29 protein-coding genes are annotated in these 26,410 nt (G+C 63.4%); 12 read left to right on the top strand and 17 right to left on the bottom strand.

Translation table 11 applies throughout. From position 1 onward, the window contains the following. Positions 1–123: 123 nt before the first annotated feature. Together JWP26_RS20160 and leuC are read right to left on the bottom strand one after the other, a co-directional pair. Positions 124–552, bottom strand: coding sequence for a metallopeptidase family protein (locus tag JWP26_RS20160; RefSeq protein WP_299732107.1), 429 nt, complete (start codon positions 550–552; stop codon positions 124–126). Then, complete coding sequence (gene leuC, locus JWP26_RS20155; RefSeq protein WP_299732104.1) at positions 543–1,949, bottom strand: 3-isopropylmalate dehydratase large subunit; 1,407 nt, start codon at positions 1,947–1,949, stop codon at positions 543–545. The genes JWP26_RS20160 and leuC overlap by 10 nt, the downstream gene beginning before the upstream one ends. A 213-nt stretch (positions 1,950–2,162) precedes the next feature. Here leuC and JWP26_RS20150 point away from each other — a divergent pair, with 213 nt between their 5' ends. Both JWP26_RS20150 and JWP26_RS20145 read left to right on the top strand, forming a co-directional pair. Beyond that, entirely contained in the window at positions 2,163–3,476 is a 1,314-nt protein-coding gene (locus JWP26_RS20150; protein ID WP_299732101.1) for a hypothetical protein, read from the top strand. Between the two features lie 66 nt (positions 3,477–3,542). Then, positions 3,543–4,697, top strand: a complete 1,155-nt coding sequence (locus tag JWP26_RS20145; protein WP_299732098.1) for an ATP-grasp domain-containing protein — start codon at positions 3,543–3,545, stop codon at positions 4,695–4,697. A gap of 133 nt (positions 4,698–4,830) precedes the next feature. Here the strand turns inward: JWP26_RS20145 and purH are convergent, their stop codons facing one another. The 4 genes from purH to htpX all read right to left on the bottom strand — a co-directional run bounded on the left by purH (position 4,831) and on the right by htpX (position 10,737). Beyond that, positions 4,831–6,414: a bifunctional phosphoribosylaminoimidazolecarboxamide formyltransferase/IMP cyclohydrolase gene (gene purH / locus JWP26_RS20140; protein WP_299732095.1), complete on the bottom strand. Its 1,584-nt coding sequence runs from the start codon at positions 6,412–6,414 to the stop codon at positions 4,831–4,833. A gap of 218 nt (positions 6,415–6,632) precedes the next feature. Further along, positions 6,633–8,276, bottom strand: a complete 1,644-nt coding sequence (locus tag JWP26_RS20135) for a heparinase II/III family protein (RefSeq protein ID WP_299732092.1) — start codon at positions 8,274–8,276, stop codon at positions 6,633–6,635. A 160-nt stretch (positions 8,277–8,436) separates the two neighbouring features. Next, complete coding sequence (locus tag JWP26_RS20130) at positions 8,437–9,741, bottom strand: RsmB/NOP family class I SAM-dependent RNA methyltransferase (RefSeq protein ID WP_299732089.1); 1,305 nt, start codon at positions 9,739–9,741, stop codon at positions 8,437–8,439. Positions 9,742–9,750: 9 nt separating this feature from the next. Continuing rightward, complete coding sequence (gene htpX, locus JWP26_RS20125; RefSeq protein ID WP_299732086.1) at positions 9,751–10,737, bottom strand: zinc metalloprotease HtpX; 987 nt, start codon at positions 10,735–10,737, stop codon at positions 9,751–9,753. A gap of 96 nt (positions 10,738–10,833) precedes the next feature. Here htpX and JWP26_RS20120 point away from each other — a divergent pair, with 96 nt between their 5' ends. Then, positions 10,834–11,031, top strand: coding sequence for a DUF1674 domain-containing protein (locus JWP26_RS20120; protein WP_299732083.1), 198 nt, complete (start codon positions 10,834–10,836; stop codon positions 11,029–11,031). Here the strand turns inward: JWP26_RS20120 and JWP26_RS20115 are convergent. From JWP26_RS20115 to ccmA, 6 genes are read right to left on the bottom strand one after another with little or no spacing between them, the layout of a single operon-like run. Further along, a complete protein-coding gene (locus JWP26_RS20115; RefSeq protein WP_299732080.1) occupies positions 11,028–11,432 on the bottom strand; it encodes a DUF6232 family protein in 405 nt (134 codons plus the stop codon). The genes JWP26_RS20120 and JWP26_RS20115 overlap by 4 nt on opposite strands. A gap of 3 nt (positions 11,433–11,435) precedes the next feature. After that, positions 11,436–11,969, bottom strand: a complete 534-nt coding sequence (locus JWP26_RS20110) for a DsbE family thiol:disulfide interchange protein (protein WP_299732077.1) — start codon at positions 11,967–11,969, stop codon at positions 11,436–11,438. Continuing rightward, positions 11,969–12,142 (bottom strand): heme exporter protein CcmD, encoded by a 174-nt coding sequence (gene ccmD, locus JWP26_RS20105; protein WP_299732074.1) that lies wholly within the window; start codon positions 12,140–12,142, stop codon positions 11,969–11,971. The genes JWP26_RS20110 and ccmD overlap by 1 nt, the downstream gene beginning before the upstream one ends. Then, positions 12,139–12,903: a heme ABC transporter permease gene (locus tag JWP26_RS20100; RefSeq protein WP_299732071.1), complete on the bottom strand. Its 765-nt coding sequence runs from the start codon at positions 12,901–12,903 to the stop codon at positions 12,139–12,141. The genes ccmD and JWP26_RS20100 overlap by 4 nt, the downstream gene beginning before the upstream one ends. Positions 12,904–12,912: 9 nt before the next feature. Then, the gene (ccmB, locus tag JWP26_RS20095) at positions 12,913–13,578 is read right to left on the bottom strand and encodes a heme exporter protein CcmB (RefSeq protein WP_299732068.1); all 666 of its coding nucleotides are present in this window, start codon (positions 13,576–13,578) and stop codon (positions 12,913–12,915) included. Further along, positions 13,575–14,210, bottom strand: a complete 636-nt coding sequence (gene ccmA, locus JWP26_RS20090; protein WP_299732065.1) for a heme ABC exporter ATP-binding protein CcmA — start codon at positions 14,208–14,210, stop codon at positions 13,575–13,577. Before ccmA ends, ccmB begins: the two co-directional genes overlap by 4 nt. A gap of 159 nt (positions 14,211–14,369) precedes the next feature. On the opposite strand from ccmA, the gene acnA reads away from it, so the two are divergent. Next, positions 14,370–17,042: an aconitate hydratase AcnA gene (gene acnA, locus JWP26_RS20085; protein ID WP_299732062.1), complete on the top strand. Its 2,673-nt coding sequence runs from the start codon at positions 14,370–14,372 to the stop codon at positions 17,040–17,042. A gap of 51 nt (positions 17,043–17,093) precedes the next feature. Here the strand turns inward: acnA and JWP26_RS20080 are convergent, their stop codons facing one another. Then, a complete protein-coding gene (locus JWP26_RS20080) occupies positions 17,094–17,780 on the bottom strand; it encodes a hypothetical protein (RefSeq protein ID WP_299732059.1) in 687 nt (228 codons plus the stop codon). A 173-nt stretch (positions 17,781–17,953) separates the two neighbouring features. Here JWP26_RS20080 and JWP26_RS20075 point away from each other — a divergent pair, with 173 nt between their 5' ends. The 4 genes from JWP26_RS20075 to JWP26_RS20060 all read left to right on the top strand — a co-directional run bounded on the left by JWP26_RS20075 (position 17,954) and on the right by JWP26_RS20060 (position 20,465). After that, complete coding sequence (locus JWP26_RS20075; protein WP_299732056.1) at positions 17,954–18,334, top strand: VOC family protein; 381 nt, start codon at positions 17,954–17,956, stop codon at positions 18,332–18,334. A gap of 86 nt (positions 18,335–18,420) precedes the next feature. Continuing rightward, positions 18,421–19,158 (top strand): thioredoxin family protein, encoded by a 738-nt coding sequence (locus JWP26_RS20070; protein WP_299732053.1) that lies wholly within the window; start codon positions 18,421–18,423, stop codon positions 19,156–19,158. Between the two features lie 433 nt (positions 19,159–19,591). Further along, positions 19,592–19,984 carry a DUF2794 domain-containing protein gene (locus tag JWP26_RS20065; RefSeq protein ID WP_299732050.1) on the top strand — a complete coding sequence of 131 codons (393 nt, stop codon included), beginning with the start codon at positions 19,592–19,594 and terminating at the stop codon, positions 19,982–19,984. 19 nt (positions 19,985–20,003) lie between these two features. Continuing rightward, a complete protein-coding gene (locus JWP26_RS20060; RefSeq protein ID WP_299732047.1) occupies positions 20,004–20,465 on the top strand; it encodes a GNAT family N-acetyltransferase in 462 nt (153 codons plus the stop codon). Here JWP26_RS20060 and JWP26_RS20055 read toward each other — a convergent pair. Together JWP26_RS20055 and JWP26_RS20050 are read right to left on the bottom strand one after the other, a co-directional pair. Further along, the gene (locus JWP26_RS20055) at positions 20,462–20,959 is read right to left on the bottom strand and encodes a GNAT family N-acetyltransferase (protein ID WP_299732044.1); all 498 of its coding nucleotides are present in this window, start codon (positions 20,957–20,959) and stop codon (positions 20,462–20,464) included. The genes JWP26_RS20060 and JWP26_RS20055 overlap by 4 nt on opposite strands. A 90-nt stretch (positions 20,960–21,049) precedes the next feature. Continuing rightward, positions 21,050–21,820, bottom strand: a complete 771-nt coding sequence (locus JWP26_RS20050) for a Bax inhibitor-1/YccA family protein (RefSeq protein WP_299732041.1) — start codon at positions 21,818–21,820, stop codon at positions 21,050–21,052. Between the two features lie 213 nt (positions 21,821–22,033). On the opposite strand from JWP26_RS20050, the gene thpR reads away from it, so the two are divergent. The 4 genes from thpR to rlmN all read left to right on the top strand — a co-directional run bounded on the left by thpR (position 22,034) and on the right by rlmN (position 25,474). Next, a complete protein-coding gene (gene thpR / locus JWP26_RS20045; protein WP_299732038.1) occupies positions 22,034–22,573 on the top strand; it encodes an RNA 2',3'-cyclic phosphodiesterase in 540 nt (179 codons plus the stop codon). A gap of 224 nt (positions 22,574–22,797) precedes the next feature. Then, positions 22,798–23,325: an invasion associated locus B family protein gene (locus tag JWP26_RS20040; protein WP_299732035.1), complete on the top strand. Its 528-nt coding sequence runs from the start codon at positions 22,798–22,800 to the stop codon at positions 23,323–23,325. A 156-nt stretch (positions 23,326–23,481) separates the two neighbouring features. Then, positions 23,482–23,985, top strand: a complete 504-nt coding sequence (locus tag JWP26_RS20035; RefSeq protein WP_299732032.1) for an invasion associated locus B family protein — start codon at positions 23,482–23,484, stop codon at positions 23,983–23,985. A 286-nt stretch (positions 23,986–24,271) separates the two neighbouring features. After that, on the top strand, positions 24,272–25,474 hold the full coding sequence (gene rlmN / locus JWP26_RS20030) for a 23S rRNA (adenine(2503)-C(2))-methyltransferase RlmN (protein WP_299732030.1): 1,203 nt from the start codon (positions 24,272–24,274) through the stop codon (positions 25,472–25,474). 3 nt (positions 25,475–25,477) lie between these two features. Here the strand turns inward: rlmN and JWP26_RS20025 are convergent, their stop codons facing one another. Together JWP26_RS20025 and JWP26_RS20020 are read right to left on the bottom strand one after the other, a co-directional pair. Continuing rightward, on the bottom strand, positions 25,478–25,636 hold the full coding sequence (locus tag JWP26_RS20025; protein ID WP_299732027.1) for a YqaE/Pmp3 family membrane protein: 159 nt from the start codon (positions 25,634–25,636) through the stop codon (positions 25,478–25,480). 56 nt (positions 25,637–25,692) lie between these two features. Next, a complete protein-coding gene (locus JWP26_RS20020; RefSeq protein WP_299732024.1) occupies positions 25,693–26,340 on the bottom strand; it encodes a LysE family translocator in 648 nt (215 codons plus the stop codon). Positions 26,341–26,410 lie beyond the last annotated feature (70 nt).

The raw sequence follows: 26,410 nt of genomic DNA, 5'->3' as shown, positions 1-26,410 counted from the left end.
CCGGCCTCCCCATCAAGGGGGAGGTGTCTGCCGGTGGTTGGGCAGGATCGAGTTCAACGAGTGGAGAGAAACCTCCCCCTTGATGGGGGAGGTAGGAGGGGGTGACCCTCGATACCGCAGGAATTACTCCGCTTCGGCCGCCGTCTCGATGGCTTCCATGTCGTCGTCCGAGAACCCGAAATGGTGGCCAATTTCGTGCACCAGGACGTGGGTGACGATTTCGCCCAGTGTATCGTCCTCATTCTCGGCCCAGTAGTCGAGAATGGCGCGGCGGTAGAGGATGACATTGTTGGGCAACTGGCCGGTCTGCGGCACCGCGCCGCCCTCGGTCAGGCCCGTGCCGACAAACAGGCCCATCAGCTCGAAGGGGGATTCCATGTCGAATTCTTCGAGCACGTCCTCTTCGGCGAATTCAGCCACCGAACAGGTGATGTCGGACGCCAGGGACTTGAACGGCTCGGGCAGGAGGTAAAGCGCTTCGCGGGCCAAAGCCTCGAAGTCGTCGAGGGAGGGCGCCAGGCGCTCTCCCCACTGGTTGGGGCTTATTGCCAATCGCGGATATCGACGAAGTGGCCGGTGATGGCCGCGGCCACGGCCATTTCAGGGGACACCAGATGGGTGCGGCCCTTGAAACCCTGACGGCCTTCGAAATTACGGTTGGAGGTCGAAGCGCAGCGTTCCTGCGGCTTGAGCTTGTCGGCATTCATGGCCAAGCACATCGAGCAGCCGGGCTCGCGCCATTCAAAGCCCGCAGCCTTGAAGATGACGTCGAGGCCTTCGGCTTCGGCCTGGTCCTTGACCAGACCCGAGCCGGGTACGACCATGGCGGAGACGGTTGCGGCCACTTTCTTGCCCTTGATGGCGTTGGCGGCGACACGCAGATCTTCGATGCGGCCATTGGTGCAGGAGCCGAGGAAGACGCGGTCAACCGTGATGTCGACCATTTTGGTGCCGGGGACGAGGCCCATATAGTCCAGCGCCCGCCACTTGGAGGCGCGCTTGTTCTCGTCTTCGATATCGTCGGGATTGGGGACGACACCGGTGACCGAAATCACGTCCTCGGGGGAGCTTCCCCAAGAGACGATGGGCGGCAGTTGGGCGGCATCGAGAATGACGACCTTGTCGTAGACCGCGCCTTCGTCGGTATAGAGGGTCTTCCAGTAATCCAGCGCCATGTCCCAGGCTTTGCCGGTCGGCGCGCGGTTGCGGCCCTCGACATAGTCATAGGTGGTCTGGTCGGGGGCGATCAGGCCGGCGCGGGCGCCGCCCTCGATGGTCATGTTGCAGACCGTCATGCGGCCTTCCATCGACAGGGCCTGGATGGCCTCGCCGGCAAATTCGATGACGTGGCCATTGCCGCCCGCCGTGCCGATCTCGCCGATGATCGCCAGGATAATGTCCTTGGCGGTGACATGCGGCGGCAGCTTGCCATCGACACGCACCAGCATGTTCTTGGCTTTTTGCTGGATCAGCGTCTGGGTGGCCAGCACGTGCTCGACTTCGGAAGTGCCGATGCCGTGGGCCAGCGCGCCGAACGCGCCATGGGTGGAGGTGTGGCTATCGCCGCACACGATGGTCATGCCGGGCAGGGTGAAACCCTGTTCGGGGCCGACGATGTGCACGATGCCCTGGCGCGGATCAAAGGCGTCGAAATATTCGATGCCGAAATCCTTGGTATTTTCGGCCAAGGCGGCGATCTGGATGACGCTTTCCGGGTCGGGATTGGGCAGGCTGCGGTCGGTGGTGGGCACATTGTGGTCGACCACGGCCAGCGTGCGCTCTGGGTGACGCACCTTGCGGCCATTCATGCGCAGGCCTTCGAAGGCTTGCGGGCTGGTCACTTCATGGACCAGATGGCGATCGATATAGAGCAGGCTCGTGCCGTCTTCGTTGTTCTGGACGAGATGGTCGTCCCAGATCTTGTCGTAGAGCGTGCGGGCCTTGGTCATAGCGGTGTTCCAGCAAAAGCCAAAAAGATTGGAGCCGTTCTAAGCCGGGAGCGCCGATGGGTCAAGCGCAACCGTACCGTCGGGTACGGTTTTGGATCACGCCGGCGTTAGCGCGTGCTTGCGGGACCGCCATTTAACTGAATTCTCACGCCTGCCGGCCCATAGATCGGGCCTGGTGGAGCGATATTTCGGTGGCCCGCCATGGAGCCTTGGATGCGATCGTTCTGGCTGATCATCATGCCGGTCTTCGGGCTCATGGGAGCGCGACTGGCTGGGGCGGGGTTTGGCTTTGTCAGCCAGATCGTGCTGGCGCGCGCCTTCGTGCCGCACGATGTGGGCGTGGCGTTCCTTGCGATCAGCGTCACGTCGTTCGTCAGCCTGCTCATCACCTGCGGCTATCACACCATCGCGCTGACTTACTTGGCGCGGTTCCAGGCGTTCGGGCGCAGCCAACTGGTGTGGGCGTTTCTGTATGCGGCCCGGCGCGATATGGCGGTTGTCGCCGTGGTGCTGGTGGCATTGTCGCTGCTGGCCCTGTGGATATTGCCCGATCACGATACCGCCAAGGCGTTCCTCTACGGCACGCTGGCCGCGGTGCCGCTGGCGGCGATAAGGCTCAACAACAGCGCCGCCAATGCGCAGAAGCGTTTCACCCTCAGCTATGCGCCCGATTTCGTGGTGCGGCCGGCGCTGCTGCTGGGCTTTATCGGCGCCATGGTGCTGCTCGGCGTGCAGCGGAACATCGATTACGTGCTGGTCGCGATGGTGGGGATCGCTGCTGCCGTCGCGGTCGGGCAGGCGCTCATGCTCGGCACCGATAACGCCTTTGTGCGCGGGCGCGCCAAGCCCTCCCGCGACCTGCGCAAATTCTATCGGCGGCGAGCGGCGGCGATGTTGATGTTCACCATCGTGGCCGGCGCGACTGCCGATCTGGTGGTGTTGATCGGCGGATTTTTCCTCGTGCCCAGCGATGTCGCGGTGCTTGGGGTTTCGGTGCGGGTCGCGGCTTTGGTGGGATTCTTCAGCTCGGCCTCGCAGCAATTCGTGTTGCGCGACTTGGTCTCGGCGATGGCGCGGATGGGCCGGAGCGAGGTCGATGCCCTGTTATGGCGCACCAATATTACCGGCCTTGCCACCATGCTGGCGGCGACACTGTTCGTGCTGGTTTTTGGGCATCTCGTGCTAGCGCTGTTCGGGCCGGACTATGCCGCCGGCTATTGGCCGCTCCTGATTTTCCTCATCAGCCAAGTGGTGCGGGTGATGGGCGGAATGAACGGGCAATTGCTGGCGCTTGGCGGCCATCAGGTGCGCAGCGCCGCCACGTGTGTCGCAGCCGTCGTGCTGCTGGTCGTGCTCGCGGCGGTGTTGACGCCGCTCTGGGGACTGGTGGGCATCGCGCTGGCGACATTGGGCGCTGAGGTGTTCTGGGCCATCAGCCTGGGCGTGCTGACGCAGCGGCTGGAAGGCCGGCGGGGCGACATTTTCCACGGCCTGGCAACTCATCAAATCTTTACGGCGCCACGCTAAGAATAGACCGTTGCGGAATTTAAGCTTTCTCCCAGAATGCGGGCGGTCCAGCGTGCGGTTTTCTCAGTGACTGATCCGCAAATCGCCGGAGCGATCATCTTGGGCGGCTCCTATGGGAGCCTGGCTGTGGCGCGCAGCTTTGGCCGGCAGGGCATCAGGGTTTCGTATTTCAGCGCCGTGCGCAGCGTGGCGCAATATTGCCGCTATGTGACCCATCATGTGCCCTGGCAGGGACCCGGCGATCTGAAGGCCCTCGATGCGCTGTTCGCGGCCGCCGACCGGCTGGGCATGAACGGCTGGCTGCTGCTGCCCAGCGGCGATGCGGAAGTGCAGTTCGTGGCGCGGAATTTTGACGCACTCTCGGAGCGGTTTGTTCTCGTCACGCAGGACTGGGCGGCGCTGGAGCCGCTCAACAACAAGGCGCAACTCTATCGTCTGGCGGATACGCTGGGGATCGACTATCCGCGCGTCCATGTCGATGAGGTAGTGGACCGGCCGGCGTCGGAGATACGCTTTCCGGTCGTAATCAAGCCGTCCTCGACGGAAAAATCCAATCCGCTGACAAAGGCCAAGGCGTGGAAGGCCGAGAGCGCGGCGGAGTATGTCGAGAAGTATGCGCTGGCGACGCAGTATATGGGGAAAGGCGGTTTTGTGGTGCAGGAGCTGATCCCCGGCGATGGGGAAAGCCAGTTCTCCTATGCGGGGCTGTGGAACCACGGCGTCGAGGTCTGCGGGCTGACGGCGCGGCGGTCGCGGCAGTTTCCGGCAGAGTTCGGGACCAGTCCGTTCGTGGAAACCAGCGAGCAGCCGCGGGTGCTGGCGGAGGCGCAGGCACTCCTCAAGGCGGTCCATTATCACGGGCTGGTGGAGGTCGAGTTCAAGCTCGACGCGCGTGATGACCGGCTGAAGCTGCTCGACGTCAATACGCGGATTTGGGCCTGGATCGGGCTGGGCGCGGCCGCCGGGCTGGACTTTCCGGTGCTGGCGGCGGCAGTCGCGACGGCGACTTTGCCGACCGATGTTAAGGCGAGCTATGGCGCGAGCTGGGTCCGCGCCGTGCCCAATGCGCTGTCGCTGCTGCAATCGCTGCAGCGGACTGGCAATCTGGGCTATGCGGCGGGGCGCTCGCTTTCGCCCTTCGCCGGCCCGGCCATTTTTGCTTTCGACGATCCGGTGCCGGCGCTACTGGAACTGCCCATCCAGGTTATGCGGCGGCTTTGATCGTCCGGCAACCACCGCGTTGTCTCCTCCCCTCTCAGGGGGAGGTCGGGTGGGGGTATGAGAGCCACGACGATAAAGACCCCCACCTTGATCCTCCCCCTCAAGGGGGAGGTGTCGACTGGGAGATTGCTTGTCAATGCCGGAAGTGGCGCATGCCGGTGACCACCATGGCGATCCCTGCGGCGTCGGCGGCGGCAATGACTTCGTCGTCGCGCATCGAGCCGCCCGGCTGGATCACGGCGGTCGCGCCGGCCGCGACCAGGGCTTCAAGACCGTCGGCGAACGGGAAGAAGGCGTCGGAGGCGACAACGGAGCCCTGCGTCAGCGCACCCGAAATGCCTGCCGCCTCGGCGGCGTCGATCGACTTGCGATGGGCGACGCGGGCGCTATCGACCCGGCTCATCTGCCCCGCACCGATGCCGACAGTGGCGCCGTCCTTGACATAAATGATGGCATTGGACTTGACGTGCTTTGCGACTTTGGCGGCCAGACGCAGGTCAGCCATTTCGGCGTCGGTAGGCTGTTTTTTGGTAACGACGCGCAGTTCATTGTCATCGACATTGCGGTTGTCGCGGGTCTGCACAAGCAGGCCCCCGGCGACTGAACGCACGGTCAGGCCATCGGCCTTGGGATCGGCGAGGCCGCCGGTCAGCAGCAGGCGCAGGTTCTTCTTGGCGGCGATGATGGCTTCGGCTTCCGCGGTGGCCGAAGGGGCGACGATCACCTCGGTGAACACTTTGACGATTTCAGTGGCGGTGGCGGCGTCGAGTTCGCGGTTGAGGGCGACGATGCCGCCAAAGGCGCTGACGGGATCGGTGCGCAGCGCGTTTTTATAGGCGGTGAGGAGATCGCCGGCGACAGCGACGCCGCACGGATTGGCGTGCTTGATGATGGCAACGGCGGCGACTTCGGCCGGATCGAATTCACTGACCAGCTCAAACGCCGCGTCGGTGTCGTTGATGTTGTTGTAGGAAAGCGTCTTGCCCTGCACCTGCCGTGCGGTTGCCACACCGGGACGGGTGTCGCCATTGGCGTAGAAACCGGCCCATTGATGCGGGTTCTCGCCATAGCGCATCACTTCGCGCAAGGAACCGGCGAAGGAGCGGTAGGGGATTTCGGGATAATCGATCGCCTTGGCGAACCAGGTCGAGATGGCGCTGTCATAGGCGGCGGTGCGCGCATAGGCCTTGGCGGCCAGCTTCTGGCGCAGCGCATAGGGCACGCCGCCGGTTTCGGCGATGGCGGCCAGGATGGCCGGATAGTCGGCGGGATCGACCACAACGGTCACGAAGGCGTGGTTCTTGGCCGCCGAGCGCACCATGGCGGGGCCGCCGATATCGATGTTCTCGATGATCTCGTCATAGCTGGCGCCGGAGGCCACGGTCTTTTCGAACGGGTAGAGGTTGACCGCCACCAGATCGATCGGGCTGATCTCATGTTCGTCCATTGATGCCTTGTGGGCGGCGTTGTCGCGAACCGCCAAGAGGCCCCCATGCACTTTTGGATGCAGCGTCTTGACGCGGCCGTCCATCATTTCGGGGAAGCCAGTGAGTTCGGAGATTTCGCGGACCGGCAGGCCGGCATCCTTGATCAGCTTGTGCGTGCCGCCGGTCGAGACCAGCTCGATGCCGGCATCGGAGAGGCCCTTGGCAAAATCGGTCATGCCGGATTTGTCGAACACCGAAAGAAGGGCTCGGGTGATCTTGACCGTTTCCATGATTTTGCCTCGCGCTGGACTAATGGGCGGTGGCTAACACGAAGTCGGGTTCAGGGGAACGGGGGAAAGGGCATGGGTGCAGTGTTCAACCGTCACCCCCTCCCAGCCTCCCCCATCAAGGGGGAGGTGTCTGCCGGTGCTTGGGACTCGATCCAGTTTAATGAGTGCCCTTGATGGGGGAGGAGGGAGGGGGTGATACTCGGGGTGTGGATGAACAGCTAAGCCTGCTCCAGCGTAAAGATCCAGGCTACTTCGGCGCCGGGATTGACCTGCGCTTCCAGCACCAGCTGCCGCGTCTTGGCAAAGCCCACATAGGAGGACTGGCGCACGCTGTCTTCCTCGTGGAACTCGGCGCCTTCCCACAAAAAGCTCCAGATCGCCCCATTGGGCAGCACCAGCCGCACGATGCTCTCGCCGCGAATGCGCCGAACCACCACGCGGGGCGCCAGATGGAAGCGTACGGCCAAGAGGCCCTTGGCAGTTCCGCCAGCCGCAATCATGCGGTCCTGTCCCACAAGCGTCGTGCCACCCGACAGAAGCGTCAGCCGACGTTCCAGGGTTACGCCGAAGCGCTTGGCATAGCCCGAGGTGGTCAAAGTAAGAAGATGATCGGCGGCATGCAGGGTCATCGCCGGCGGGGGACCGGACTGCAGCAGGCGGCCGGCCCTGGAGCCCGAACGCGCCACCGGCTGGGCGTCCTCGGCATCCACGGTGGGCGCCGAATGGGCAATACCCTGGCGAAACAATGGTCTGCTGGCCGGCAGGTCGGATGGGGCGGGGCCGCAGGAGCCCAGGATCAGTTCGGTGCCATGGCTGAATTCAAAGGCCAGTGCGCTGGAATGGGCGTCATTGGCGAGACCTGGTGGCGGCACCAGCCCGCTATCGGCGACCACGACAGAGTTGCCGTCGCGCAAAATGCCATAGCCACCCAGCAGCATGCTCTTGCGCTTGCGGGTCGAGCCATTGGCCTGCACGGCGATCAGCACGTCATGGGGCAATTGCCCGCAGCCGTTGAAATAGACCGGCTCGCCGCTGCCCAGCGTCAGCGCGTCGAGGCTTTCATGCATGCGCTCGACCTGGGCCGAAAGCTCGCCGCTGGCCTCGCTTTTATGGCTGCCCAGGGCGCGGCGCACGCTGGCCAGTTCGACCAGCAATTGCATCTGCAGGCGCGGATTGCGCGACATATGCATGCCGTCATTGTCGAGCTGGTCATCGAGCAGCAGGTTGAGCCGCTCGACATATTTGTCGACATCGACCTTATCGCCCTGCTCGCAGACTTCGGCGCCCACCAGGGCGATAGCGGCAAACAGTTCGTCGGTGGGGTCGGCCGCCAGCCGGCGGCGCACCTTGAGGGACTGGATCTGGGTGCCAAGCGAGCGCTGGATGGTGCGGGTCTGTTCGGGGTTGGCATCTTCGAGCAGCAGGGTCAGGTGGCGCAGCCAGTTGAGCACGCGCTGAGCGCAGAGCGCCGGGGCCCAGGTGTCGCGGGTGAACTGGCCATCGCGGCCGATCCAGTCGAGCACCAGCGTGCGGGCAAAGCGGCGTTCGCCGGGGTCGCGCAAGTCGCGGAAATGGCGCAGCCAGGAAAAACTGTTGAGGCTCCAGAGCCAGTCGGCATGCTCGACCTCAAGCCCGAAGGGCGAGGTGCCGCCGCTTTCGATCAGCTTGGAGGCCAGCAGATAGCGCCCAGCCATCATTTCGCGCACGGCTTCGCGGTCGCTGGGGCGGAACTCGGGCAGGTCGCCCGCGAAGGCGTCATCGGCCAAGCCGGTCCAGCTCCAGCGCAAAGCCGGCACGGTCAGCGCATAATCGGCCACGCCCAGCGCCAGTCGACGCGTGGCAAAACGGAACCCTTCAAACATCAGGACTGCCTCGCCGGCTTTCCTGCCGGCGTGGAAATGTATGTGGTCATGCCGCTCAATAGTTTGTCCGGGCGTATTCTGGTTCGCACTCGCATAGCGCCGACTCTAGCATCATGGAGTTAACCTGTCCGTAACCACCAAGCCGTAATCCCCGCAAGGTTCAGCGGCGCCGGAAACGGGCGACGAAAAAGCCATCCATGCCGCCGTCGAGATTATTGGGCCGCATGCCGGGATGGGTCCGCACGAGGCCAGAGGGCAGCACGGCCTGTTCCAGACCCGGCATCTCGTCCTTGGAAATCGGCAGCAGATCGAGGCCCGGCAGGGTATCGAGTGCCCATTGCACCTGCTTTTCGCCCTCGGCGGGCTCGAGCGAACAGACGCAATAGATCAGCACGCCTTCGGGTTTGAGGCAGCGCAGGGCATTGATCAGCAGCGAACGCTGCAGGCGGACACGGCCTTCGACATCGGCGACCGAGCGGTGCCAGATCACCTCGGGATGGCGACGGAACGTTCCGGTGGCCGAACAGGGGGCGTCGAGCAGCACGCCATCGAAGAGACCGGCGGGCGCGTAAGTGCCGGCATCGGCGGTGACGATGTCGGCGTTGTAGTTGAGACGGGCAAGGTTTTCGCTGAGCCGTTCGATGCGCTTGGCATCGTTGTCGAGCGCGGTGACGGCATAGCCGGCCTTGATCAGTTGCGCGGTCTTGCCGCCGGGAGCGGCGCAGAGATCGAGCACGCGCGAGCCGGCGGGCAGGTTCAGCAGGCGTGCCGGAATGGCGGAGGCGGCATCCTGCACCCACCAGCTTCCCTCGGCAAAGCCGGGCAGGGCTTCGACGGGGCGGTCGCGGGTATCGACACGCACCGTGTCGACGATCACCGGGCTGGCGCCCAGCGCTTCGATCAGTTCGGGGTCATTCTGCTTGAGGGTGATATCCAGGGGAGCACCGGCCAGCAAAGCCTCGGTGAAGGCATCGATGGCGTCCTCCCCATAGGCCTTGAGCCAGGTATCCCCAAAGGTGTCGGGGATGAGCAGGTCGTCTTCGAGCATTGAGAACTTGGCCGAATTGGCCTGGGCAGTGCGCAATACGGCATTCATCAGCCCGGACAGGTGGCGGGCCTTGGTGTCGCGCTTGACCGCCTCGACGGCGAGAAACAGCGCGCTGTGAGCGCCCAGATCGGGCAGGAACACCAGTTGCGCCAGGCTTAGGCGCAGCACGGCCTCGAAGGTACCGGACTTGCCGGGCATGCCCTTGTCGAGCAGCGCATGGATGATGAAATTGAGTTGGCCCTGGCGGCGCAGGGCGGTGGTCACCAGCCGGTTGGCCAGCGCGCGGTCGCGGCTGTCGGCGACGTCGCTGGCCCCCAGCGGAATGAAATTGTCGCCGTTGAGGACAGCGCGGAGGCGCTGCGCGGCGGCGAGGCGAAGCGCAAGTCCCGCCGGTTCAGGTTTTTTAGACTTAGCCAATAGGTGCTCTTAGCCCCAGGGACCCCGTTGTCCGCCGTCCTCGTCGGTTCGTCCGACAGTCGGCACGCGCCAGCCGCCGCCGCTGACCGGCGCAGTGTTCTGCGCGGTTGGACGGGGCTGAGGCCTGCGGCCCTTATCGTCCACACTCATCTCCGCTGCAAGCTGGCGCAGTGCATTAATGCGATTGCCGGTATCGGGGTGGGTGGAAAACAGGTTGTCCATGGCTCGGCCCGACAGGGGATTGATGATGTACATATGGGCCATGGCGGGGCTGCGTTCGGCCGCGACATTGACGGTGTGGCCGGCGCTGGCGGCGATCTTGCCCAGTGCCGAGGCCAGAGCCAGTGGATCGCCGGAAATCTCGGCGCCGTGGCGGTCGGCCTCGTATTCGCGGGTGCGGCTGACCGCCATCTGGACCAGAGCTGCGGCCATAGGGGCAAGGATCAGCATCAAAATGCCGCCAAAGGGCCCGAGCGGATTGTTGCGGTTATTGCCACCGCCGCCAAAGAAGAAGCCGAACTGCGCCAGCATGCCGATGGCACCCGCAAAGGTGGCGGTGATGGTCATGGTCAGTGTGTCGCGGTTGCGGATATGGGCCAGCTCGTGGGCGACGACGCCGGCGATTTCGCGGGTTTGCAGGCTTCGCAGCAGGCCGGTGGAGACGGCGACCGCGGCGTGATTAGGATCGCGCCCGGTGGCGAAGGCATTGGGCTGGTCGGTCTCGATGACATAGACGGCCGGGGTGGGAATACCGGCGCGCTTGGACAGCGTGTCGACCATGTCATAGAGTTCGGGCACGCGGCTTCTCTCGACCGGCTGGGCATTCTGCATGCGCAGCACAAGCTGGTCGGAATTCCAGTAGCCGATGAGATTGGTCACCAGCGCCACGCCGAAGGCGATCATCATGCCGCCGGAGCCGCCGATGAAATAGCCGACCGCCATGAAGATCGCGGTCAGCGCAGCCAGGAGGACGGTGGTGCGGAAGGCATTGAACATCGGGACCTCGACAAACGCGCGTGACAGGCAAATATGTCGTGCAACCGATGGTTGCATGCAAGTGCGGATGACCAAAGCGTAATGAAGGAGGGCTCGATGTCCGACGAAATTCAGGATGCGCCACGCAAGCCTTTGACACCCGCCGCCCAGCGGGCGCTCGCCGAGGCCGAAGCGCGGCGGCGCGAAATCGAGGCCAAAGTCGCCAGCGCCCCAGCCGAAAAGGGCGGCCGCGGCGGACTGGAGCCCGCGCGTTATGGGGATTGGGAGATCAAGGGGCTGACCAGCGACTTTTAGGTTGGTTCGGAAGCGCGCAGCCGGTCGAGCGCGGCGCTAGCGGCTTCGAGCGTGGCTCTGTTGGGGTCTTTGGCCACCACCGTCTCTGCACCGCCGCTGCTGACGATCAGCGCGTAGACCGGCTTGGTGAACAGCGCGATCAACAGGCCAATGACGATGAGGGCGAAGCCCAGCACGAAGGTGGTGAGGCCGAAGTCGGGGACGACCAGGCCAAGGGCGCTGGTGCCGATGCCGATGGCAATGCAGAAGAGGGCGTCATTGGACCAGCGGCGAAGGCGCTCGATGCGCGTGGCGGTGATGGTGGCCAGGGGGATGGGTTGGGGTTTTAGGGTATAGGTCCCGCCGCCGGGCAGGACGATGGCGCCGTCTTCGACCTCCCAGCCGTACGGAGCATCCGCCATGGCTCAGCCGCGCGCCTTGGCGATGGCGGGGAGCAGTTCGTTGTCCAGCGTTTGCGGGGTCAGCGGGCCGGTGACCTTGAAGGTTATAATCCCATCGGCATTGACCACGAAGGTTTCGGGCACGCCATAGACGCCCCAGTCGATGGAGACGCGGCGATCGCTGTCGGCGCCGACGGCATCATAGGGATTACCCAGCTCATCGAGGAATTTCTTGGCGTTTTCGGGCGCGTCACTCTGGTTGATGCCGAAGAGGCGCACGCCGGCGACGTCCTTCATGGCCGTCAGGAGCGGATGCTCGGCGCGGCAGGGAATGCACCAGCTGGCAAAGACGTTGACCACGGTCACCTGGCCCTTGAGGCTGGCGGTATCGAAGCCCGGCACGCCGAGCGCCGCGACGGGGGCCAGGGTAAACTGAGGCGCTGGCTTGTCGATCATCACCGAGCGGATCAGGCTGGGGTCGCGGTTGATCGAGCCGGCGAAGATGGCGAACAGCGCGACCAGCACCACTAGCGGCAGGGCGAATAATACAAAGCGCATCAGGCGGCAGGTCCCGCGGAGCGGCGGCGAATGCCGCGCGCTTCCAGCGCCGCCATTTTGCTCGCGGTGCGGCGAGCGTCGAATAGCGTCCAGAAGATCAATGCGGCGACAGCGAGGGTGACGCCCGCATAGGCACAGATGATGAAGACGGCGTGGGGGCCAAGGTTGATCATGCCGTTTTTCCGGTTTGGGCGGCCTGGCGCTGCAGCGCCATCAGGCGGCGGCGGGCGACTTCGGTATGCATGGCTTTGAGATGCAGGGTCAGGAACAGCATGGTGAAGGCGATGGCCATCACCAGCAGCGGCGTCAGGATCGAAGGCGGCATATGCGGGCCGCTCATGGTGAAGACGCTCGAGGGCTGGTGCAGTGTGCTCCACCAATCGACCGAAAACTTGATGATGGGAATGTTGATGGCGCCCACCAGGGTGAACACCGCGATGACGCGGGCGGCGCGGAGCTGGTCATCGAAGGCGCGCCACAGCGCCACGATGCCCAGATAAATCAGCAGCAGCACCAGGGTCGAGGTCATGCGCCCGTCCCATTCCCAGAACGTGCCCCAGGTGGGACGACCCCAGAGCGAGCCGGTGAACAGCGCCAATGCGGTGAAGGTGGCGCCCAATGGCGCGGCGGCTTTCATCGAGACGTCGGCCATGGGGTGGCGCCAGACCAGCGAGCCGATCGCCGAGACCGCCATGATGCCGTAGACGAACTGGCTGAGCCAGGCGGTGGGCACGTGGATGTACATGATGCGCACCGTATCGCCCATCTGGTAGTCCTCGGGCGAATTGAAGAAGGCGAACCACAATCCAGCGATAAACAGTGCCGCGGTGATGATGGTCAGCGGCCACAGCAATGGCCGCGTCAACGCCACGAACTGGCCAGGATGGGCGAGGCGGTTCCAGAAACTGGGTTTTGGCGCGGTGTCGGTGGTCATCGGACGGTCCTAATCCTCGCCCGAGCTTATCGCAAGGGCGGCGGCGAAGGGAGAGAGCGCCAGCGTGATGAGGCTGATTGCCGCAAGGAACAACAGGGCGGAGCCGGAAAGGTCCGGTCCCGGCCCGGTGGAAATGGCGCCGACGCCAAAGATGAGCACCGGCACCGCCAAAGGCAGGATCAGCACCGGCGCAATCAACCCGCCGCGCCGAATCGATACGGTGACGGCGGCCCCGATGGCGCCCAAAGCCGCCAGTGCGGGAGTGCCGACCAGCAGCGACAGCACGACCCGCCAGAAGGCGCTGCCATCGAGCGCCAGCATGACTGCGAGGAGTGGGCTGGCGACGATCAGCGGCACGGCCGAGACGACCCAGTGGGCCATCACTTTTGCGGCAACCACGGCCCAAAACGGCAGGTCGGCATGGCGCAACAGGATCAGCGTGCCGTCCTCATGGTCGGCGCGGAACAGCCGGTCGAGCCCGAGCAGCATGGACAGGAACGCGGCGATCCAGACTACGCCCGGCGCGAGGCGGGAGAGCAGTTCGCGATCGGGGCCAACGGCGAAGGGCACGACAACGCCGATCATGACGAAGAACAGCACCAGCGTCAGCACGTCGCCGCCGGTGCGGATTGAGAGGCGCAGTTCGCGGGCGATAACGGCGGCGAAGGCGCTCAATGGATACCCGCCATGACCAGGGTTTCGACACGGTTGGGATCGGTAGGGGTGATCGGATCGTGAGTGGCGGCGACCACCAGCCCGCCAGCCTCCAGATGCGCGTCGATCAGGCGCGTGACAAGGTCATGGCCTTCGGTATCGAGCGCGGCGGTGGGTTCATCGAGCAGCCACAGCGGGCGCGCCGAAACCAGCAGCCGCGCGAGGGCGAGCCGGCGGCCCTGGCCGGCAGAAAGATAGCCAGCGTCGAGCCCCGCCACATGATCGAGACCGACGGTCTCCAAAGCCTCAAGGGATGCGGCGCCGGTCGGGCCATTGAGCTGCGCCCAGAAGTCGAGGTTCTCCAGCACACTCAATCGCGGCTTGATCGCATTGCGGTGGCCGCAATAGTGGAGCAGCGGGCCATCTTCGGACGTGGGACCCTCCAGTTTGAACGATCCGTCCAAAGCCTCGACGATCCCGGCCAGCGTCAGCAACAGGGTGGATTTACCAACCCCATTGGGGCCGCGCAGCAGCAGGCATTTGCCGTTTTGGACCTTGAATTCCAGCCCTTGGGCAAGCGCAATGCCGCCGCGGCCGACGGCCAGAGCGTGCGCGGAAAGGGCCAGGGAGCCAAAGACTTGCCGTTCGGTCATGACCCCTTCTCGTATTGAAGCCATGGTCGTGCTGGCAAGCCCAATCTTTGTTCTCTATAACGCCATTAGTTTGGAGTCATTCCAGAAAAGGCGGTGTTAACGGCCGGCGGGCTAAACACTGTCTTCACAGCAGCAAATCGAATGACAGGGCGGGACCCGATGGCCTCTTTGAACAGCTTCAAGTCGAAAAAGACCCTGGTGGTCGGCGGCAAGACCTACACGTATTTCTCCATTCCCGAGGCCGAAAAGAATGGTCTGGCCGGCGTTTCGGCGCTGCCCGGTTCGATGAAGGTGGTGCTGGAAAACCTGCTGCGCTTCGAGGACGATCGCACCGTGACGCGCGCCGATATTCTGGCCGTCGCCGAATGGCTCAAGAGCCGCACCTCCGAGCAGGAAATCTCGTATCGTCCGGCCCGCGTGCTGATGCAGGATTTCACCGGCGTTCCCGCGGTGGTGGATCTGGCCGCGATGCGCGACGCCACCAAGGCGCTGGGCGCCGATGCGCAGAAGATCAATCCGCTGGTGCCCGTCGATCTGGTCATCGATCACTCGGTGATGGTGGACAATTTCGGCACCGCCGCTTCGTTCGGCCAGAACGTCGAGCTGGAATATGAGCGCAATGGCGAGCGCTATGAATTTCTGCGCTGGGGCCAGAAAGCCTTCGACAACTTCCGCGTCGTGCCACCCGGCACCGGCATCTGCCATCAGGTGAACCTGGAATACCTCGCCCAGACCGTGTGGATCAAGGATGAGGACGGCGAAACCGTCGCCTATCCGGACACGCTGGTCGGCACCGATTCGCACACCACCATGGTCAATGGCCTCGCCGTGCTCGGCTGGGGCGTCGGCGGCATCGAGGCGGAAGCCGCCATGCTGGGCCAGCCGAACACCATGCTGATCCCCGAAGTCGTCGGATTCAAGATGACCGGCAAGATAAATGAAGGCATCACCGCCACCGATCTGGTGCTAACCGTCACCGAAATGCTGCGCAAGAAGGGCGTGGTCGGCAAGTTCGTCGAATTCTACGGCCCCGGCCTCGATTACCTGTCGCTGGAAGACCAGGCGACCATCGCCAACATGGCTCCCGAATATGGCGCCACCTGCGGCTATTTCCCGGTCGATGCCGATACGCTGCAGTACCTCACGACCTCGGGCCGTGACCCGCACCGCGTGGCGCTGGTCGAAGCCTATTCCAAGGCGCAGGGCATGTTCCGCGACGCCAGCTCGCCCGACCCGGTGTTCACCTCGACGCTGGAACTCGATCTCACCACTGTCGTGCCGTCGATCTCAGGCCCCAAGCGTCCGCAGGACCGTATCGCGCTCGATAATGCCAAGCAGGCTTTTGCGCTGGCGCTGCCCAAGGAATTTGGCAAGACCGATGACGTGCGCGTGCCCGTCGATGGCGCCGATTACACCATCGGGCATGGCGACGTGGTGATCGCCGCGATCACCTCCTGCACCAATACGTCCAACCCCTCGGTGCTGGTCGCCGCTGGCCTCGTGGCCCGCAAGGCCCGTGCGCTCGGTCTCGACAGCAAGCCCTGGGTCAAGACCTCGCTGGCCCCCGGCTCGCAGGTGGTGACCGATTATCTCGATAGCGCCGGGCTCTCCGCCGATCTCGACGCAATCGGCTTCAACCTCGTGGGTTATGGCTGCACCACCTGCATCGGCAATTCTGGTCCGTTGCCGGTGGAAATCTCCAAGGCTGTGCAGGCCGGCGACATCGTTGCCGCCTCGGTGCTGTCGGGCAATCGTAACTTCGAAGGCCGGGTGAACCCCGACGTCAAGGCGAACTTCCTCGCCTCGCCGCCGCTGGTGGTGGCTTATGCACTCGCCGGCTCGATGAAGATCGATATCACCAAGGATGCGCTCGGCACCGGCTCAAACGGCCAGCCGGTTTATCTCAAGGACATCTGGCCGACCAATCTCGAAGTCGCCGAAATCGTGCGCAAGCACGTCACCAAGGAGATGTTCCAGGGCCGTTACTCGGACGTGTTCAAGGGCGATACCAATTGGCAGAACATCGCCATCGATGACAGCGAGACCTATGGCTGGAACGGCGGTTCGACCTATGTGCAGAACCCGCCCTATTTCGAGGGCATGACCATGGAGCCCAAGCCGATCACCGACGTGGCCAATGCACGGGTGCTGGCGCTGTTCCTCGATTCGATCACCACCGACCACATTTCTCCGGCCGGCTCGTTCAAGGCCACCACCCCCGCCGGCAAATATCTGGAAGAGCATCAGGTCGCGCCGCGCGATTTCAACTCCTACGGCGCCCGTCGCGGCAATCATGAAGTCATGATGCGCGGCACTTTTGCCAATATCCGCATCAAGAACCAGATGCTGCCGGGCGTCGAGGGTGGCTACACCAAGGGCCCCGATGGCTCGCAGATGGCCATCTATGATGCCGCCATGGCGTTCCAGGCCGCAGGCACCCCATTGGTGGTGTTTGCCGGCAAGGAATACGGCACCGGCTCATCGCGCGACTGGGCGGCCAAGGGCACTAACCTGCTCGGCGTGCGCGCCGTGATCGCCCAGTCCTTCGAGCGCATCCATCGCTCCAACCTGGTCGGCATGGGCGTCATTCCGCTGCAGTTCAAGGACGGCGAAAGCTGGCAGACGCTGGGGCTGGACGGCACCGAGACGGTCTCGATCGATGACGTCAACGGTATCGTGCCGCGCTCCAAGGTGACGGTCAAAATCACCCGCGCCGATGGCACCAGCCTCAACGTGGAAACGCTCTGCCGTATCGATACCGCCAATGAGCTCGACTACTACAAGCATGGCGGCATTCTGCAATACGTGCTGCGCAGCCTCGTCGCCGCGTAAGGCTTTCGGGTTTCGGATTTTAAAATGGCGGCCTGTGGGCCGCCATTTTTGTTAGTCGGCGGTGAGTTCGTAGCCCAGGCGGCGCAGTGCCGATTCGGCCCTTGGATTGCCGGTGGCGGCGCGCTCGCGCAGCACCTTGAGATAGCCGTCCACGCCGGTGCCGGATTTCTCGGCGAGAGCAAAGGCGCGCGCATAGTCCACATCGACGCAGCGTTTGCCCATGAACATGCCGCTGAAATACGTGCCGGCTGCGATCGACATGTCGCTTTTGCTGCGTTCGGCATTGGCGATGACGCCCTCGCAACTGAAATCCCCGCCAATGGCAGGTGGGCCCGGATTGATCACCATGGCGAGGATCTGGTCGAGCGAGATCGACTGGCCGGTCAGATCGAACGGCACTGCACGGCGTCCCGCCAGGCCCATCGGATCGCCCGACACCTGCTTGGCGATGCCGCCCTGATAGGCCCGGACGGGCTCGCATTCCCAGCCGCCGCGCTGCTTGGTCACCGGGTTGTAGCTGTTTGGCCCATAAGCAAAGCACATATTGCCGTCCTCGAGTTTCCATTGGCCCTTGAGGATGTTGGTATTGCCCGGATACCAGAGATAAGTCTTGCCGCCCTCGGCCACGTATTCGACCTGGGTGCCGTGCCCGGGACTGCGGGTCATATTGGTCACGCCACCCAGATCCTGTGCGGCGACGGGGCCTGCTGAAATCATCGTCGCGACGATGAGCCACAAGGCCGTTGGTATCCGTCGTAGAAATGTTCGCATGCTCTATTCCCCCAAATGTCCTGTTGGGCAGCAGAGCAGAACCCGCGCGGCCCGGCAATTTGTATTCTGGCAAAGGTTTACTGCTGACAGCGCCTGACACCAGGGGCGGCTAGGACCGCCTTGCCAGCAAAGGAAACGCCATGCTCGATCATATCGTCCTCACCGTCTCCGACACCGAACGGTCCACAGCCTTCTACCGCGCGGCCCTGGCGCCGCTCGGCATTACCCACGGCGTGCACTATGAGGGGCCGCACGGTCATGCCGACCTGATCGGGTTCGGCAGCAATCGCGCCTTGTATTTCTGGCTCAAGCAGGGTGTGCCGCATCCCGAGGCAATCCATTTCGCCTTCCCGGCCGAAAGCGCCGAGGCGTTGCGGGCATTTTACGACGCGGCCCTGGCTGCTGGGGGCCGCGACAACGGCGCACCCGGTCCGCGCGAAAAATACGATCCGCGCTATCACGCTGCCTATGTGCTGGACCCCGATGGCTATAATCTCGAAGCGGTTTTTCGCGATTATTAGCGCAGAAAACCTTGCGCCGCAGCAATTTGCCTTCTCACCCTGAATTGACTGGCGAGACCATGTCGGGCTGACTTACAAGAATGCCCATGATCGCAAGACGCCTGCTTGGCCTCATGACTGGTTTTGCCGCAGTTCTCGCTATGCTCGCTCCGGCGACGGCGGAGACGCTGCGAGCCCATCCCAAGGCGGTGGTGGAGTTGTTCACCAGCCAGGGCTGCGCCTCCTGCCCACCCGCCGATGCCCTGCTGACCAGCCTTGCGGACGACGATGATGTCATCGCGCTGGCCTATCATGTCGATTATTGGGACTATGTGGGCTGGCCCGACACGTTCGGAAATGCCGACAATTCCAAACTGCAGCGCTCCTATGCCAAGGGCTGGCATTCCTCGCGCATCTATACCCCGCAAATGGTGATCAACGGCACCAAGGACGTGGTCGGCTCGCGCCGCACCGAGGTGCAGACGGCACTTGATGCCGCCACGCTCAGCCTGCCGGTGACCATCACCACGACCAGCCAAATGCTCAAGATCGCCGTGCCGCCGCGCGCCGGCGAGAGCGATGCCGTGGTGTGGCTGGTGACCTATCGCGATCGGGCCGAAGTCAAGATCGACAGCGGCGAGAATGCCGGCAAGACCATGGTCTATACCCAGGTGGTGACCAAGCGGCAGGTGCTGGGCATGTGGGAAGCCGCCACCGGCGCCCAGCTCAAGTTGCCCCTCGACGAAGTGCTCGACCAGAATAGCACCGGCGTTGCCGTGCTGGTGCAGCAGGACGACGATGGCCTGCCGGGCGCGATCATCGGCGCTGCCGCGTTCGAGAAGTAGGGCGCATTGAGCTTAGGTGATGCCGGTCTGCGAACGGCGGTTATCTGCGCTTCCGGTGCTCACATACAGATGTACGCTCCGCTCCGGTTCTCGATAGCCACCGGTCTCGACGCGGCCTGACCTAAATCTCAACGCATCCTTCGGCGCGGAGCCCCAAAAACAAATCCCCTCCCTGGGGGCAGGGAGGGGAAAAGATTGACTGGTCAACTTGGAGGCGATCAGCAGCCGGGCCTCAGGTTTGGGGGCTCATTCAGCCCGGCTGCCGATCACTGGAGGCAATGGACACAGATTGACTGCGCATTCTGGCGAGGACAGGGACAGAATGTGACCAAAATGGGGAATCTTCATTTCTGGGCGAGGGCGGCGCAAAGCGCTTGCCAGTGCGGGCAAATCTGGCAATCATGACATCCCAATGACGCGGAGGCTTAGGGACTTGGCGCAAGGCCGTACCCCAGACCAGCACAATGTCAGTCTGTCGCTGGTGCATGTTAGTGATCCGCCGACGGTTCCGGTAGCCAGCAAGGTGCCGAATATCGTGGCGTTCGATCGGCGCGAGCTAGCGACAATTCTCAATGTCTATGGCCGCAAGGTCGGGCAGGGCGAATGGCGCGACTATGCCATGGACTTTTTACGCGACCGGGCCGTGTTCTCGATCTATGCCCGCGTCTCCGAGCGGCCACTGTTCATCGTGGAAAAGACCCCCAAGATGCGCAACAAGCAGGGGCAATACACCGTGACCAACCAGCAGGGCCGTATTCTCAAGCGCGGCCACGAGCTGGCGGTGGTGTTGCGCGTGCTCGATCCGCAATTGGCGGTGGTAGGGTAATCGTCACTTGGTGCCGAACGTGACTATCCGCTTGGCGACGCCAGCCGACGTGCCGGCCATGAGCGCGGTGCTGACGAGCTCAATCACCGAACTTTGTGCGGCCGACCATGGCGGGGATGCTCGCGCCATTGCGGCGTGGACAGCCAACAAGAGCCAAGACGGCGTCGCCACGATGCTGGCCAATCCTGGCCTGCAAATCTACGTCGCGGAACGCGATAGTGTGATCGTCGCCGTCGGCGCGGTGATCACCGATGGCCATGTCGGCCTCAACTACGTCACCCCCGCCGCGCGCTTTTCGGGTATCAGCACCGCCATGCTGGCGCGGCTGGAGATCGCCTTGCTCGCGCTCGGGCACAGCGAGGGCCGCCTCGAAGCGACCCTGACGGCCCGCCGGTTTTACGAAAGCCGCGGCTGGCAATCGGACGGCCCGCAGGCCGGCGGGCGCGTGGTCAACGGCTACCCAATGCGGAAGACGCTCTAAAGCGCCCTCTGCATATGCACCACATCCAGCCAGCGGTCGAACTTCAGCCCTAATGCCTCGTGCCGGCCCACGGTGTGAAACCCGAATTTCTCGTGCAGGGCGATGGAGGCGGCCGATTCGGCGGTGATGACGGCGATCATCTGCTTGAAGCCGAAGGTCTGGCTTTGGGCGATCAGTTCGGCCAGCAGCGTGCGGCCGAGACCCATGCCGGTGGCGTCGGCGCGCAGGTAGATCGAGTCCTCGCAGGTGAAGCGATAGGCTGGGCGCGGCCGGTAGGTCGACGCATAGGCGTAGCCGATGAGTTCGCCGCCGCGTTCGGCGATGACCACAGGATGGCCGGCTTCGAGCATGTGGCCAAACTTTTCGGCGATATAGGTCGGGCCGGGCGCTTCCAGATCGAAGGTCGCCGTCGAGGTCTCGCAGTAATGCTTGTAGATAGCGGTGATGGCGGGGACGTCGCCCCAGGCGAAGGGGCGCAGCAAAATTTCAGACATGAACGGCAACCGGGAAAAACAAAAGGACCGCGGTCTTTGTAGACCGCGGCCCGATTTGTCGTCCAACCAAATTGCTGGCTGGCGATCCTGTTAGTTGCGGTTGCCGAACAGGCGGAGCAGCATCATGAACAGGTTGATGAAGTCGAGGTAGAGCGACAGCGCGCCCATGATGGCATTCTTGGCCATCACGTCCATGCCATGCGCCTCGTTGTAGCTTTCCTTGATCTTCTGCGTGTCATAGGCGGTCAGGCCCACGAAGATCAGCACGCCGACGGCCGAGATCACCCACGACATGAAGTCGGATTGCAGGAAGATGTTCACGACCGAGGCGATGATGAGGCCGATCAGGCCCATCATCAGGAAGTTGCCGATCGAGGTCAGGTCGCGCTTGGTGGTGTAGCCGTAAAGGCTCATCGCGCCGAAAGTGGCGGCGGTGATGAAGAACACCTTGGAGATCGAGGCGCCGGTATAGACCAGGAAGATCGACGACAGCGACAGGCCCATGACCGCGGCAAACGCCCAGAACACGAGCTGGGCGGTGCCCACGCTCATCTTGTTGATGCCGAAGCTCAGCACCATCACAAAGGCGAGTGGCGCCAGCATGACGACCCAGGCCAGCGGGCTGGTATAGAGCAGGGCGCCCCACTGGGTGACCATCGTGCCATTGGCGAGCGTGCCCACGGCGTTGTCGGCATTGGTGGTCAGGGCGGCGGCATTGGCGAAATACGCCACGAGGCCGGTCACGACCAGGCCGATACCCATGTAATTGTAAACGCGCAGCATGTAGCTGCGTAGGCCCTCGTCAATGGCAGCGGCCGAGCCGGCCCGCGCATTGAGGGTCTGACGGTCATATTCAGCCATAGTCGTGATCCTTTCCCTAGCAATCGGATGCGGATTTCTGCTCCGCCGGAGGCATTTCCTGCCACTTGCGAAGAATATGGATGCAGACCCCGCTTTTTACAAGGCCGCTCCGCCGAGCGTGACAATAAGGCCCTGTTCGGCCAGATTCCTTGTGCTAGGCTTGGTGGGCAAATCACCCTTGTATTCGTCGTCCTTTTTGAAGAGGAGGGTTATATGCCCCGGCTCTTTACCGGCCTCGAAATCCCCGCCGAAGTGGGATTGGCACTTTCGATGAAGCGCGGCGGCCTCACTGGCGCGCGCTGGATCGATCCCGAAAATTACCACATCACGCTGCGCTTCATCGGCGACGTGGACAACACCACCGCCGATGATGTGGCCGACAGCCTCGACCGGCTCAGCAATTCCCTGTCGTTCCAGGTGCGGCTCAATCATCTGGCGACCTTTGGGGGCAATACGCCGCGGGCGCTCTATGCAGGCGCCGATGTTAACGAGAGCTTGGTGCGGCTGCAGGCCGCGCAGGAGCGGGTGTTGCAACGGGCGGGGCTGGAGCCCGAGGGGCGCAAGTTCGTGCCGCATGTGTCGCTGGCGCGGCTGCGCGGTTCCAGCGCGCAGGATGTGGCGTGGTTCCTGGCGCAATCGGGCCGCTTCGAGCCGCTCACCTTCACGGTCGGGCGGTTCGTGCTGTTTTCCAGCAAGGACTCCGTGGGCGGGGGCCCCTATGTGGTCGAGCAGAGCTATCCGCTGGCCGCTTAGGCGTTTAAAACCATCACGTTCACGCTCTTGTTAGCGAAACCTTAACCATAGCGGGGCAAACGCTGATCACAGCTGAACCGCGCGCCAAATTGCCGTCATGATTGCCCCTCATTGCAGGTTTTAATCAAATGCGGCGGCGTTTGACTTCCTGGTAACCCTGTCGGGGGCAAGCTTGCGGGCGCAGGTTCTCGACCACGGACCGATAAACAGAGGATGATTTGGCAATGATGACGAAAACCGGTGGCCTTGTTGTTGGGCTTGCGGTGGCCGCATTGATGGCTTTGGCGCCTGCCGCACAGGCGCAGCAGGCGGCTGCCACGGAACTGGGCACTTTCAACGCCTGGTCCGCCTGGACCGCGACCGATGCAAGCGGCAAGATCTGCTATATTTCGGCAGCGCCCTCGGCAAGCGAACCCAATGGCGCCAATCGCGACCCGATCCATTTCATGATCATCCACCGCAAGGGGATGGGCACCAAGAACGAAGTCCAGACCATTATCGGCTATCCGTATAATGCCACCGACGCCAAGGCGAGCGCGGCTATCGATGGCAAGACCTATCCGATGGTGGTGGAAGGCTCGGCCGGCTGGCTGGCTTCGACCGGCGACGAAGGCGGGTTCGTGGCGGCGTTCAAGGCCGGCACTAATCTGGTCGTCAAGGGCACCAGCCAACGCGGCACCAATACCAGCGATACCTATTCGCTGAGCGGCGCCACGGCGGCGATGAAAGCCATCGACGCTGCCTGCGCCTGATCGCTCCCTATGGCTGCGGCCTCCGTCCAACGACGGGGGCCTTGGCATGACTATGGGGTGAACCGCGACTTTGCGGTTGCCCGCGGCGCGCAAACGCCATAATTGGGCAAGGCGATCCACGCGATATTGTCTGCAGAATTGATGAGGCCAAGTTCAATGTCCCTGCGCGCGCTGCTGCTGGCGGTCACCGCCACCGTCATCATGGCCGGATCGGCCGCCGCGCAAAATGTGCGCCTCTTGGGTGATTATCGCGACTGGTCGTCCTATGCGGCGACCGACGGCACCGGCCCGGTCTGCTTTGCCATGACCAAGCCCAAGAAAGTCTCGCCCGAGCCCGACGGCTATGCGGCGGGCAGCCTCTACATCACCAATCGCCCCGGCGAGAACGTCGCCAACGAGTTCAACCTGGTCGCCGGCTTTACCTTTGCGCCCGATAGTGCCGCCACGGTCAATGTCAGCGGGCAGGTGTTCAACCTGTTCACCCAGAACGATGCTGCCTGGCTCGACGATGCCGGCCAGAGCGCCACCCTGGCCAGCGCCATCCGCGCCGGCTCCAGCATGGTGGTCGAAGGCACGTCGGCGGCCGGCATCAAGATAGTCGAGACCTTTTCCCTGTCCGGCGCCACGGCTGCCTCGCAGGCCATGGCGGATTGCAGCTAAGACTCCCGCGGCAACTCAGTCCGCTTCTGCATCCCCAATCACCGGTCTTCCCCCGGACTTGATCCGGGGGCCATTCTCAATCTGGCACGCGCTACCAGAGGCCCGCGGATCAAGTCCGCGGGAAATGCGGTGGGTGGGGTGAGCGTTGTGGTCGTGCAAAGGTGACACATCATTACGCCCCACGACTGCGCCCCACGCATTCCCCGTCCCCACCCCCTGACTTTGCGCAAACTGCGCCTATATGGTATTGGCCGCGCCACTTCCTAAAGTCCGGACGCCCTTTGCCATGAGCATTGCTCTTAATCTCGATCATTCCAGCGCCATCCGCCCTGCCTCGCTCAGTCGGCCGTCGCTGATCGGGTTGAGCAAGCCGATGCTGGCCGAGGCGCTGCAGGGCGTCGGGATTGCCGAGAAGGAAAGCCGCATGCGGGCCAGCCAGTTGTGGAACTGGCTCTATGTCAACGGCGTCACCGATTTCGACAAGATGACCAATGTGGCCAAGCCGGTGCGCCAGCTGCTGGCCGACAGCTTTATTCTCGACCGGCCCGAAATCGTCTCCGAGCAGGTGTCCTCCGACGGCACCCGCAAATGGCTGTTTCGCTTCCGCGACCCCGCCAATCCGAACTATCCTCCGGTCGAAGTCGAAACCGTCTACATCCCCGAAGAAGATCGCGGGACACTTTGTGTCTCGTCCCAGGTGGGTTGCACGCTGACCTGCTCGTTCTGCCATACCGGCACGCAGAAGCTGGTGCGGAACCTGACGGCAGGCGAAATCCTTGGTCAGGTACTGATGGCCCGCGAGCGGCTGGGTGATTTCCCCGGCGGCGTGCGCCCCAACGATGGCGGCCTCGTGCCCCATGGCGATACCCGCGCCATCACCAATGTGGTGATGATGGGCATGGGCGAGCCGCTTTATAACTACGAAAACGTCAAGCAGGCGCTGCTAATCGCCCAGGCCGGGGACGGCATGAGCCTCAGCCGCCGCCGTATCACGCTATCGACCTCGGGCGTCGTGCCCTATATCGAGCCGACCGGGCGCGAAATCGACGTGATGCTCGCCATCTCGCTGCATGCGGTCAACGATGACCTGCGCGACGTGCTGGTGCCGATCAACAAGAAGTATCCGCTCAAGGAACTGCTCGAGGCCTGCCGCAATTATCCCGGCGTCTCCAATTCCCGCCGGATCACCTTTGAATATGTGATGCTCGACGGCATCAACGATACCGATGCCGATGCGCGCGAACTGGTACGGCTCTTGGCCAATATTCCCGCCAAGATCAACCTGATCCCGTTCAATCCCTGGCCAGGCAGCAATTACGGCACCTCACCCTCGTCGCGCATCGAGCGCTTCGCCGACATCGTCAACGCCGCCGGCTATGCCAGCCCCGTCCGTACCCCCCGCGGCCGCGATATCTTTGCGGCATGCGGCCAGCTCAAGAGCGAGACGGAACGCCTGAGCAAGAAAGACCGCGAAGCGCTGGCGGGGTGAGCTTCAGTCCCGGGTGATGACCCAGATGGCGTGGATGAGCCCCGGGAAATAGCCCAGCAGCGTCAGCAGGATATTGAGCCAGAACTGCAGCCCGATGCCGACCTGCAAAAACACCCCGACCGGCGGGATGATGACGGAAAGAATGATGCGCAACACGTCCATGGATCGGTCCTCGTTCGGCTGACTAACGGAACATGGTCGGGATCGTTCCGGGTAGTCTAACGCCGCCCCTCGGCCAGCAGGATCGTCGCCGCAAACGCGGTGAACACGCCGGCAAAGGTCCAGTTCAACGCCCGGCTGACCCAGACATTGGTTTGCAACACCCCGGCCAGTTTCTCCGCCGCCAGCACCATGATGATCGCCAGCGGGATCGACACCACGATGAACTCGGCCCCGAGGAAGAACAGTTTTGCCGGCGCCGCCGCGTCGTGGCGATCGACGAACTGGGGCAGGAAGGTCATGAAGAACAGCAGCACTTTGGGGTTGAGCAGGTTGATGCCAACCCCGGTGGCAAAGCTTTCCTTGAGTGTCGGCACTCTTGTGGCGCGTTCGGCCAGCCGCAAGCCGCCGCCATGCACGATGGCCTGATAGGCCAGCCACAGCAGGTAGATCGCCCCGGCGATCTTGAGGACCCAGAACGCTGTTGGCGCTGCCACGATCAGCACTGAAATGCCCAACGCCACCAGCGTCGTGTGAACGACTATGCCGGTCATGGCGCCGGCGGCGGTGGCAAAGCCATGGGCGCGGCCGTAATTGATGGCGCGCGACATTTGCAGCGCCATGTCCGGCCCCGGCGTAATGGCGAGTACGAAGGCGGCGAGGGCGAAGGTTAGAATAACGGACAGATCGGGCACGAAAGCGGGCATCGGTTCAGCCTTGTTGCTGGCGGCAGATCATGACGGGGCCGCGTTCGTCGACGAAAGTCAGTTTTGGCCC

This window comes from Devosia sp. (genome assembly GCF_028290435.1).
Lineage (GTDB): Bacteria > Pseudomonadota > Alphaproteobacteria > Rhizobiales > Devosiaceae > Devosia.
Note: the sequence above shows the minus strand (reverse complement) of the source record. Positions and strands in the feature narration are given on the sequence as shown.

Excerpts from the sequence above, each read along its gene's own strand:
- leuC (WP_299732104.1), bottom strand. The coding sequence starts at position 1,949 with ATGACCAAGGCCCGCACGCTCTACGACAAGATCTGGGACGACCATCTC.
- JWP26_RS20150 (WP_299732101.1), top strand. The coding sequence starts at position 2,163 with ATGCGATCGTTCTGGCTGATCATCATGCCGGTCTTCGGGCTCATGGGA.
- purH (WP_299732095.1), bottom strand. The coding sequence starts at position 6,414 with ATGGAAACGGTCAAGATCACCCGAGCCCTTCTTTCGGTGTTCGACAAA.
- JWP26_RS20135 (WP_299732092.1), bottom strand. The coding sequence starts at position 8,276 with ATGTTTGAAGGGTTCCGTTTTGCCACGCGTCGACTGGCGCTGGGCGTG.
- htpX (WP_299732086.1), bottom strand. The coding sequence starts at position 10,737 with ATGTTCAATGCCTTCCGCACCACCGTCCTCCTGGCTGCGCTGACCGCG.
- JWP26_RS20120 (WP_299732083.1), top strand. The coding sequence starts at position 10,834 with ATGTCCGACGAAATTCAGGATGCGCCACGCAAGCCTTTGACACCCGCC.
- JWP26_RS20115 (WP_299732080.1), bottom strand. The coding sequence starts at position 11,432 with ATGGCGGATGCTCCGTACGGCTGGGAGGTCGAAGACGGCGCCATCGTC.
- JWP26_RS20110 (WP_299732077.1), bottom strand. The coding sequence starts at position 11,969 with ATGCGCTTTGTATTATTCGCCCTGCCGCTAGTGGTGCTGGTCGCGCTG.
- ccmD (WP_299732074.1), bottom strand. The coding sequence starts at position 12,142 with ATGATCAACCTTGGCCCCCACGCCGTCTTCATCATCTGTGCCTATGCG.
- JWP26_RS20100 (WP_299732071.1), bottom strand. The coding sequence starts at position 12,903 with ATGACCACCGACACCGCGCCAAAACCCAGTTTCTGGAACCGCCTCGCC.
- ccmA (WP_299732065.1), bottom strand. The coding sequence starts at position 14,210 with ATGACCGAACGGCAAGTCTTTGGCTCCCTGGCCCTTTCCGCGCACGCT.
- acnA (WP_299732062.1), top strand. The coding sequence starts at position 14,370 with ATGGCCTCTTTGAACAGCTTCAAGTCGAAAAAGACCCTGGTGGTCGGC.
- JWP26_RS20075 (WP_299732056.1), top strand. The coding sequence starts at position 17,954 with ATGCTCGATCATATCGTCCTCACCGTCTCCGACACCGAACGGTCCACA.
- JWP26_RS20070 (WP_299732053.1), top strand. The coding sequence starts at position 18,421 with ATGATCGCAAGACGCCTGCTTGGCCTCATGACTGGTTTTGCCGCAGTT.
- JWP26_RS20055 (WP_299732044.1), bottom strand. The coding sequence starts at position 20,959 with ATGTCTGAAATTTTGCTGCGCCCCTTCGCCTGGGGCGACGTCCCCGCC.
- JWP26_RS20050 (WP_299732041.1), bottom strand. The coding sequence starts at position 21,820 with ATGGCTGAATATGACCGTCAGACCCTCAATGCGCGGGCCGGCTCGGCC.
- thpR (WP_299732038.1), top strand. The coding sequence starts at position 22,034 with ATGCCCCGGCTCTTTACCGGCCTCGAAATCCCCGCCGAAGTGGGATTG.
- JWP26_RS20040 (WP_299732035.1), top strand. The coding sequence starts at position 22,798 with ATGATGACGAAAACCGGTGGCCTTGTTGTTGGGCTTGCGGTGGCCGCA.
- JWP26_RS20035 (WP_299732032.1), top strand. The coding sequence starts at position 23,482 with ATGTCCCTGCGCGCGCTGCTGCTGGCGGTCACCGCCACCGTCATCATG.
- rlmN (WP_299732030.1), top strand. The coding sequence starts at position 24,272 with ATGAGCATTGCTCTTAATCTCGATCATTCCAGCGCCATCCGCCCTGCC.
- JWP26_RS20025 (WP_299732027.1), bottom strand. The coding sequence starts at position 25,636 with ATGGACGTGTTGCGCATCATTCTTTCCGTCATCATCCCGCCGGTCGGG.
- JWP26_RS20020 (WP_299732024.1), bottom strand. The coding sequence starts at position 26,340 with ATGCCCGCTTTCGTGCCCGATCTGTCCGTTATTCTAACCTTCGCCCTC.